This is a genomic window from Nostoc sp. JL31 (genome assembly GCF_017114965.1).
Lineage (GTDB): Bacteria > Cyanobacteriota > Cyanobacteriia > Cyanobacteriales > Nostocaceae > Nostoc > Nostoc punctiforme_A.
In genome coordinates, this window is record NZ_JABXKO010000065.1 from 26744 (window position 1) to 35941 (window position 9198).

Genomic DNA, 9198 nt, shown 5'->3' on the forward strand with positions numbered 1-9198 from the left:
GGCGATTTATCCCATTCCTTCAATGTATGGGATAAATCGCCATTTACCGTCTTGGTCAATAGTCAATAGTATCAATTGTACGAAAATCGTGAGAAATTAGCGTCATGACTAATAACTTATGCCACGGCTTGAAGCTGTAAGATAAGTTACCAAGCTACTGGTTCACCAAGATGGAAAAACCCACCACTGGGGCCATCATTTGGCAATATCGCTAATTCAACACCAGTTTTCGCACCTAATGCGATGTCCATCATTGCACCTTCACCACCTAATTCCGTTTTTACCCAAGCCGGATGAGCGCTATTAATCTTCACCGGAGTATTGCGTAACTCATGAGCCAAATGAATCGTGAATGAGTTCACTGCTGCCTTAGAAGCATTGTAAGCAAATGGTTTGGAATCATAGATGAATGAATTGGGGTCAGCATGAAGTGTTAACGAGCCTTCAATACTCGACATATTCACAATTCGACCGCTAGGGCTATTCAATATTAACGGCAATGCTCGTTGAGTTAATTCCACTAAGCCAAAAAAGTTGGTGCTAAATGTCTGTCGAATAATGTCTACAGAAATAGAACTAGCATTACTGGTTAACCAATCACCATCTAAAAACACACCCGCGTTATTGATCAAGACATCAAGTTTCCCAAAAGAGTTACTAATTTGTTGAACAGCAGATTCAATTTGAGTACTATCAGTAACATCCAGGGCAATTGGGTGAGCTATTATTCCTTCGTTCTCTAAGTTACTCGCTGCTGTTTTAGCTGCATCTAAGTTTCGGGCCCCTATCAGAATTGTCAATCCATGCTGTCCAAGTTGACGACTCATTTCCAGTCCCAGACCTTTATTTGCGCCAGTAATCAAAGCTACTTTCTTCTTTAGTTCGTCCTGCGCCATGATTAAGCACTCCTGTGTAGTGATGAATTTAGATCACATTTCAGAACAAGATGTTTAAGCTGAGTTTAAATACTGGGTTAATCCTCTCACAAAGTTTAAACGTTGAGAACCTAGAAGAAAGGCTAGGATGAACAGCACACACTTGTTGGCAAAACAAAAAAATAATTCAAATAGGATTATTGCGATGAGCTTGACTATGCGGAAATTTTTTCACTAGCCGCTTGATGTATAATTTCTTTCTTTAACGAATCTGCTGCAACTGCTGCAATGGTTTCCCAATCTTCTTGTCTTAACAACAACCCAAGCAGTTCGCGCAGTATCTCTCGATTAGAAATGAATTCTTCACCATAAAGTTCATCATTTTCCAGAGTAGCAAGTATGTGTTCTCTTACCTCTGGTGTGGGCAATCTAAACTTTTCAAGTATTCTTTCTCTTGCAGTTTTTACAGCAATTTTCGTAGCTGTGCCTAAATTCCAATTATTCACCAGCAACCGCACTTCTCTATTTAGAGAAATACGCAACGTTGTGAAACGTCCCAAAAGTTCTAGATTACCCATTAAGGAGCCAAATGCTGAACTCCAATCTAATCCAGCCCCAATGTTGCCACCAACTTTATCCTCAGCTTCAACACTTTTTCTTAAAGATTCTTCATCAAATAATTGACTCATTTAGCTTTACTACCTCATACAGGAGAACGAAAAACTCCATACTCAAAATAAACTAGTTCATCGTAATCTTCATCCTCTCCGATATCAATCATGCCTTGGTTATCATAAAATTCTTCTACTCCCGGTAGTGAATGTAACCCTACTCTGCCCTCATAACCTAGCTCTAAACTGCGAGTTCTGGCAAACGCCAAAAATGCAGTTCCAACACCTTTTAATTTTGGCGGACGTTGGATATATAACCGATTCCAAGGTGCGGTAGCTATGCCATCAATATATACCAAGCGTTTTCCCTCTTGTAGACGAGAACCGTGCATTTGGGTTTCAATCAGCATTAATCCTTGAGTTTCATCTTCGTATTCAATCGCATAGCCTTCGCGGTTTGCTTGTCTATTAATGACAAACTCCAGTTTAAACTCCCAGTCCCAAAATTTATCTGATTGCTCGTGCAGTTTTAATTGTTCTTTCCACTTGTTGGCATAATCATCGACGTGCTTTTGCCATAGCTCCACTAAATCTGCTTCCACAATCGTGTTATCTTGACCGCGAATTAGTTTTACCAAAGGAAGCATTGCACCAAAATTACCCATAAACTAATTGTATCAATACCATCAATCAGCAGCGTAATCGTCTATCTAGCTCCAGAAAACAATGACTCTCGATCCCACTTCATAAAAAAGCCCTGTTTTCGGGGCTTTTTTTCATCCCTATTTTTTTCTTCAACTCTGCCGCTTCCTTTGTGACACCCATCCTGTATGGCTTTGAGTGCTTTCAAATGACACCATGTTCATAATTTAACTATGCCGCTTTTTGTGACATTCCTTTAATAGCAAGGGTTCTAGAGTTTTACCCAATCTTGCCACTTTCTGTGACATCTATACACAGTAAGGCTTTTAGATGTCACGGCAGACCTTGCTGCTTTTTTGTGCCGCTTTGTGATCCGATGCGACAGTAAAATATAGATGACGTATTAACTAAAATTCAGGCAGAGCAACCAAAGAAAACACCTCAGTTGCGATCGCCTCCGGTGGGCGGTTACGCCATCGCTAAACTCTTGGTAATTCGCCGTTGTGTCTCTATTTAAATATGGTATGAATTAATGCTCATCTCTGCTGATACCAAAATTCCTTTTCCACGCTCCCTGGTTTATCCTACCTATCGGGACAAACTAGTTGAGCTAGTTCCCTATATGCCAAACGTGCGTCAGATCACACTTTTATCACGTAGGGAAGTAGGCAGTAATATTTATACTGTTAATGAATGGCACGGTGGTAGTGAAATTCCAGTAGCAGCAAGAGTTCTGCTCAGTGAAGATATGCTTTCTTGGACAGAATATAATACCTGGAATCAGGCAGATTTGACAGTTGAATGGCGTATTGAAACTCACGCTTTTACAGAAGCAGTTAAGTGTTTTGGCAAAAATCGCTTTTTGCAAGATGGTAATAGTACAGTAATTGAAAGCCGTGGTGAACTAGTGATTGACGCGAAACAAATCAAGGGAATACCATTCTTTCTCACAAGTACAATTGCTCATGTAGTCGAAGATTTTTTAGGGAAAAGTATACAACCAAACCTCGTAGCTATGAGCGCGGGAGTGCGCCAGTATCTAGAGCAAAATCCATTAGATTGACATAGATTGACATGCAGCAAGTCAATCTAATGGCACACTAGTTCATTAAAAAATCTAATGATGGTCGAAGAGTGAATGTATTAAAAAAGCTAAGTAGTTACTACGCGTTCACTATACTTGATTGCTAATTCTAGCCATCGATTCAATTCTTTTTGGTTAATGATGCGTAACTTAGAGAAAGGAATACGGCGTTTAGATGCCCAACGGTAGAGGGTTTGCAAACTAACTTTGTAGCCTATTTGCTCATAGATATAGTCCGGTAATTCTCGCCCTAAAAGTGGAAATTCCAGATTTTCTAAATCAATGCCAAAATTGGTAAATCGTGCTTTATCCTTCATCAGTAACAATGAAACGTCAGATAAAGAATACTTTTTGAAAGGGTTTTGACGTTTCAGATATATCAGTCCTAATAAATAGCAGCACTCTTTGACCTTGACTTCTCTCTTGTAAGGCTGAACACCACATATTCTTAGGCAGTTACGCCAAGTTCTTTGACAAATATTCTTACCTAAAATATGTTCACAAGCTGTTTTCACGCAAGCAAGACTGTATGCTTCTTCAATATTTTGCATATTTTTATTTTGTTGCTTCCTTCACTTCAACAATGCCCAGGTTTAACCTGGGCGCGAAAATTACTCTTCTTCTCCCTGATTGGCAACGTCAGGGGAAATTTTCTCTCTCAAGCGTTTGTTAATCATTCTCTTATTACTGCGTTCAACATAAACGCCAAAACCGTTTTCCCAAAATACACGGTGTAGTTCTGATAATTTCCAACCCTCAAACTCGGCCAGTTCTTCTGCTTCTTCAAATAGTGCTGTTGGCACGTAAAGTTCAATTCTGGTCATTCCCTGCGCTTTTGTTCTAGGCATTGTTGCATCCATATTTAATCACCCAGATTATCAAATGAGATTGGTTATGGGACAAGAACCCTACAAATAAACATTTTTGGGTTCTTATGTGATATGAAGCCAATATAGGCTATATTAGTGGTGTAGTACCATATAAGAAACAAAACAATATAGAGAAAATTAAACAAATACTCACTTTGCAAGGGATTGAGTTCGATGAGGGCGATATTTTGTCCGCCGCATCAGCTATTGGCATGGATGTTGATAATCTGAATGATGCCGAAGCCCAAGAAGTGGCAATTCAAGTTGCACAAGCCAAGAAATCAACTGCTCTGACCACTGCTAATGGCAAGTCCAAAAATACGGGAGGCAAGTTAGGTAAAAACTCACCCCGCCGTAAATTTGTTCCTCCATTGCAAGGAGCGATCGCTCATGCATCCCAGGTTTCAAATCAAGAAATTCAATCCTTGGAGGATGTCCTTAACGTCGGGATTGATGCTTACACAACTGATAAAGCTGACCAGTTGTTATCGAAGATTCGCAATGCCCCCAAGGACGTGGTGAGTAAGTTTGTTGAAAAGGCGATGGAGGAAGAAGCTGACGTAGATTCCTTTCGTGCAATCGGTGACGAACTCGTTGCGGGTATTTTCGGTATTAGCCCAACAAATGCAGCCGAATAAATTGATTGAATTAGCAGCAGTACTGAATCTGCTGCTATTAACCCTCGTTTTGGGCGTGGCAATATATGGAGCAACAAGACCAAACCCATCGCAAAGCATTAAATATTCACCTGAAGAAGGACGGGGAATTGAATCTGTCAGGGCTGACACTAGAAAACCTGACAACAGAAGAATTCCTGGTAGTCCAGCAAATTATTGATGAGTCGAGAGTGCGATCGCAGTCCAATAGACAGATTGAGGAATTGATGCAACGGGGAATGATGGCTCAAACAGCGATCGCAGCAATAACCGTTTTAATGTTTTCATTCATGGGCATATATGGCATAACCCGATATATCGGCTAACAGGTACAACAAGTTCAGCAGACTTATACACAGGAGTCAGGAGTCAGGAGTCAGAATTCAGGAGAACTGAATAGGTAGATTTGAAAAGTGAAAATTCAATATTTTATAGCCTGTTCATTCAGTACTACAATTCTTTATTCTGGCTCCTGACTTCTGGCTTCTGAATTCTTTAATTAGTAGTTAGAGAGGAGAAAGGAATGTTAGGGAAATGGCTTCCTGGTTTATTTGGCGGTAAAGGTAATGGAGTAGTATCAACGGATTTAAGAGTTGGGGATGCTACCCAAATTGAAGGAAATCTCCCTTCATCAATCTGCGAACGCTACACATTGCCAGCTTACACTACAGCACAGCAGGTTCTGGATGAAGCAGAAGTAGCTGGTACTTTAAAAGCACAGAAGTGGTTACATACAAAGTTCTCCCGGCACAAGCTCAAACAGTTGCAATCTCTGACAGAAATGTATAAAAACCAATTGGCATATTCCCAAGAAGCCATGAAGGTTGAGGAAGATTTGCAGCGAACCAGGGCGTTACATGGGGAGGCGGTAATTCGTCATGCTTTCGGTTCACAGGAACAGCAGCGTCAACTTGGAGGATACGAAAAAGCATTTGATGAAGTGGGTGATAGCTTTAGGTTCTAAAGGAGAAGAATATGAAAAATCAACAAGAACAAAATATCAAAGACCTCAAACCAGAAGAATCTGTCACTTTAGAGGAAATGCCAAAGAATATTTTGGAAATCAAAGAGCAGATGAACACAGAAGGAAAAACTCTAAATTGGACAACCTCATTTGAGGGTAACGAACCTAAATCAGTTACATTTTTCCTTTATTAAGATTATGCAGATAAAACTATCTTTCGTTGGATATGCCGTCTCTGGAGTCGGGCTGTCAATGTTAATGGGTTTTCTATCAGTTGCCAGCCCAGTCAGTCAATTCTTAGTGTGGATCATCAGCATGATTTGTATTTGTGGCTTGGCGGTGGGGTTGTTTAACTTCGCTGGCTTAGTCGTCAAAGGTTTTGGCTTCAACCGCAAGACTTTCACCATTGGGTTAATGCCTGGAGTAATATTTCTGTTTGTCTTTTTGACCTTAGTTGCAGCTGGTGTCGCTTTGGGGGTGAGGTAATGCCATTTGAATTACAACGTCTAACTGCCAGTGGGGTGATTCATGCAGAACGGACTATCTTATGTTCTTTAGGAGCGAGTGCAGTTATGTGTCTGTCTGCTCCTTTTTTCTTAAACACTGACCGAATCACAACCGGGATGCTACTTGGTGCTGGAACAGTGAGTGCTGGCTTATTTGGAGTATCTGCCCAAATCAGTGAAAGCAAGCAAAAAGTTTATCACTCTTTAGAACAAGCTGACCTGAAATCACTTAAAGCTAATTTACAAGGTGAAGCTGTTTATGATTATGTCACAACTGCGATCGCAGCTAAACGCCGAGTTGCTGATTATGTGAATCGCCTGCCCGTTAGTGAGCGCCCCCGGTGGATAGCTGAATATCAGTTGCAAGGGTTGGTTACACTCCCAGAACCACCAGCACAACAATCACCTTCACCGACTGGGATTCCTAATCCTGATATTGCTGACATTGATGAAGAATCGGTGCAGTCGGTGATTAATCCGGGTGCGATGAAAATTCTGCAAGCCCTAGCAGCAAATTATCCTGGTTACATCAGAATTGATGGTGCTTGGATTGATGAACTGTGTAATGCTGCATCTAATCAAGATATGACTCTTCGCAGTAATCACCACTTTTACATTTCTGGTGGTACACAGTCTGGCAAATCAACTTTAGCAGGAGTGATTATCAACAAAATTGCTGCAAAATCTCAAACATCAGCAATTGTGATTGGCAGCGATCCAAAGGATGATGTCACCAGATGGTTGTGCAAGTTCAGCCGTAAGTTTGACGGCATGAAAGAATTGAAAAACTGGATTACCTTTGCTACAGACCAAATTGACAAGCAGAAAGCAAGAGTTGCAAAAGTTGGTGGTGAATGTCACGGTGTCCCGGAATTATTATTTGCCCAGGATGAAGTTGATAGTGTTTATGGTGGCGGCAAGGGACTTCCGGGAATGGTTGATGCTGATACAGCCAAAGATTTGCAAGGTTTTTGGAACTATATCATCAAATTCACTGCTGGGTTAAAAGGTCATGGTCTATTCATGGGCCAGTCCCCACTTTCTGGGGAAACTGGATTTAGTCGCCCGTCCTTGAAAAATGTTTGCTTTATTGCAATGGGGCAGACATCGAGTTATATCCTTGACCATCCCCAGGATTTCGTAAACGTTAAAAAGGAGATATTGGAAGTCTTGCGACAGGCTTGCGAACTGTTAGATAAAGCCGGAGTTCGATATGCCCTGGTGATTCCCACTCGGTCTAATCCCTTTGTTGCTCTAATCCCGGAATTTGATATCAAAGGTCTGGAACAAAAACAAGATTCCAAACCGAATAGTGACACTGTTCATAGTTCTAAAAATAATCAGCAATCCTCGCAGCAGCAGACTGACTGGTATGAAGAAATTAGAAAATGGGCAGCAGAATTAGGAAGAAGACCGCATTTCCAAGAAATCAAACAGAAAATGTATAACGAATACGACAATTTGAGTTTTGAAGAACAATTACACCTGACTGAATCCCTTATCAGACAACGACACAATCAGCAGATGTTCTTACGGCGAAATGCCCAACTGTTGCAGCAGGAGTTAAGCTTTGAGGCTGAATTGTTAGAAGATAATCCAGAGTTAGCCCAGACGATTCATTCTCTTAATATGCGGGAGATTCAGAGTAATTAGCAAGGGCTACAGAATGTTTTAGGCTCAGAAGAATTAGCGTCAAAGGAGCAAAGTGTTTGGAGTAAGTTTTTTCCGGGATTGGGTGGAAGGTAAATATGTCTTGGTCGAAATCTATTTCTCTTGATGTTGCTAATAAAGGTTAAAATAAAGTGCCTTTTGTCAATCAGTTAAAATACTCAAAATAACCTTAATAAAAATTTTGACAGATCCCTTGCTGGTTCTAAAATGAAATTTGACTTCATCGCTGACACGCCTCAGTTTATGCAAAACTTTAGACAAGATATAAATGCCAGAGCTTCTATGGATTTGGAACAGCGAAGGACTTGGTATTCTCCTGTTGCTGATGTTTATTACAACGCAAGACCACACTATCCGAAGGAATTAATTGATCGGTCTGTCGCTTTAGCCCAACTTGACTCAGATGCGTCGATTCTTGAGGTTGGTTGTGGTCCAGGAAATGCGACGGTGGCTTTTGCTCAATTTGGTTTTTCAATGACGTGTATTGAGCCAAACCAGGATTTTTATCATTTGGCACAACACAACTGTGATCGATATCCAAAAGTTACAATTTGCAATACTTCATTTGAGGAGTGGGAACTAGAAGCAAAACAGTTCAATGCGGTTTTAGGAGCCAATTCCTTTCACTGGATACCGCCAGAGATTAGATATACCAAGGTAGCATCGGCAATGTGCGATAACGGTTTTCTTATTTTGCTATGGAATCTGACCCCAGAACCGAAATACGAAATTTACCAAGTTCTAGAGGAAGTGTATCAAGCTTATGCTCCCTCATTTGCCCGATATGACGGTGCAGAAGTTCAAGCGGAGGTTTTGAGGGGTTTTGAACAAGAGATTTTAGACTCCAATTGTTTTCAAGAGTTGGTTGTCGAGCAAACCGCGTGTGAAGTCACCTATAGCATTGATGACTACCTCAAGCTTTTGATTACCTTGCACAGAGTAGAGCCACAAGCCAAAGAGTTACTATGCGTAGGATTGCGAGAGAAGCTAGAAAAATTTGGAGATAGCGTACAACTTGAGTTTCTTTCTGCTGTTCATGTTGCCCGCAAAGCACCTGTGAGAGGTTAGGCACTTGCCAAGAATAAATCAGCCCAGCCGTCGCTTTCACCTTGAGGGCTTTCATCACTGAATTTTGAATCCTGGCTCCTGAATCGGATGAAAATAAATCAATAAAAAAATATCATAGACTAAAACGAATCATTTATTTGCACCAAAAGTCATGGTCAAATTCATGACTTTTTTCATTGAACCTATCCCACTAATACCGAAATATGGTAATCTACTTCTCGTATGAGAGGGGTGTATCTGTGTATGGCTGGG

At 40.8% G+C, this 9198-nt stretch carries 13 protein-coding genes; 8 read left to right on the top strand and 5 right to left on the bottom strand.

The features are described 5' to 3' along the window. Positions 1-146: 146 nt before the first annotated feature. From HWQ43_RS15485 to HWQ43_RS15495, 3 genes are all read right to left on the bottom strand, one after another. Complete coding sequence (locus HWQ43_RS15485; RefSeq protein ID WP_292735256.1) at positions 147-896, bottom strand: SDR family oxidoreductase; 750 nt, start codon at positions 894-896, stop codon at positions 147-149. A gap of 194 nt (positions 897-1090) precedes the next feature. Continuing rightward, complete coding sequence (locus HWQ43_RS15490; protein WP_292735259.1) at positions 1091-1564, bottom strand: hypothetical protein; 474 nt, start codon at positions 1562-1564, stop codon at positions 1091-1093. Positions 1565-1578: 14 nt separating this feature from the next. Next, the gene (locus HWQ43_RS15495; protein ID WP_292735296.1) at positions 1579-2133 is read right to left on the bottom strand and encodes a GNAT family N-acetyltransferase; all 555 of its coding nucleotides are present in this window, start codon (positions 2131-2133) and stop codon (positions 1579-1581) included. Positions 2134-2660: 527 nt separating this feature from the next. Here HWQ43_RS15495 and HWQ43_RS15500 point away from each other — a divergent pair. Next, positions 2661-3191, top strand: coding sequence for a hypothetical protein (locus HWQ43_RS15500; protein ID WP_292735262.1), 531 nt, complete (start codon positions 2661-2663; stop codon positions 3189-3191). A gap of 89 nt (positions 3192-3280) precedes the next feature. On the opposite strand, the gene HWQ43_RS15505 is transcribed toward HWQ43_RS15500, so the two are convergent. Both HWQ43_RS15505 and HWQ43_RS15510 read right to left on the bottom strand, forming a co-directional pair. Beyond that, positions 3281-3763 (bottom strand): helix-turn-helix domain-containing protein, encoded by a 483-nt coding sequence (locus tag HWQ43_RS15505; protein WP_292735265.1) that lies wholly within the window; start codon positions 3761-3763, stop codon positions 3281-3283. Between the two features lie 60 nt (positions 3764-3823). Then, on the bottom strand, positions 3824-4060 hold the full coding sequence (locus tag HWQ43_RS15510) for a hypothetical protein (protein ID WP_242065091.1): 237 nt from the start codon (positions 4058-4060) through the stop codon (positions 3824-3826). 176 nt (positions 4061-4236) lie between these two features. Between HWQ43_RS15510 and HWQ43_RS15515 the strand changes: the two genes are divergently transcribed. From HWQ43_RS15515 to HWQ43_RS15545, 7 genes are all read left to right on the top strand, one after another. Continuing rightward, a complete protein-coding gene (locus HWQ43_RS15515) occupies positions 4237-4719 on the top strand; it encodes a hypothetical protein (RefSeq protein WP_292735272.1) in 483 nt (160 codons plus the stop codon). Between the two features lie 65 nt (positions 4720-4784). Continuing rightward, positions 4785-5063: a hypothetical protein gene (locus HWQ43_RS15520; protein WP_292735275.1), complete on the top strand. Its 279-nt coding sequence runs from the start codon at positions 4785-4787 to the stop codon at positions 5061-5063. A 197-nt stretch (positions 5064-5260) separates the two neighbouring features. After that, positions 5261-5701 (top strand): hypothetical protein, encoded by a 441-nt coding sequence (locus tag HWQ43_RS15525; RefSeq protein ID WP_292735278.1) that lies wholly within the window; start codon positions 5261-5263, stop codon positions 5699-5701. A gap of 11 nt (positions 5702-5712) precedes the next feature. Next, the gene (locus HWQ43_RS15530; protein ID WP_292735281.1) at positions 5713-5895 is read left to right on the top strand and encodes a hypothetical protein; all 183 of its coding nucleotides are present in this window, start codon (positions 5713-5715) and stop codon (positions 5893-5895) included. A 4-nt stretch (positions 5896-5899) separates the two neighbouring features. Beyond that, the gene (locus HWQ43_RS15535) at positions 5900-6187 is read left to right on the top strand and encodes a hypothetical protein (protein WP_292735284.1); all 288 of its coding nucleotides are present in this window, start codon (positions 5900-5902) and stop codon (positions 6185-6187) included. Beyond that, entirely contained in the window at positions 6187-7860 is a 1674-nt protein-coding gene (locus tag HWQ43_RS15540; protein ID WP_292735287.1) for a hypothetical protein, read from the top strand. Before HWQ43_RS15535 ends, HWQ43_RS15540 begins: the two co-directional genes overlap by 1 nt. A 225-nt stretch (positions 7861-8085) precedes the next feature. Then, complete coding sequence (locus HWQ43_RS15545; protein ID WP_292735290.1) at positions 8086-8946, top strand: class I SAM-dependent methyltransferase; 861 nt, start codon at positions 8086-8088, stop codon at positions 8944-8946. Positions 8947-9198 lie beyond the last annotated feature (252 nt).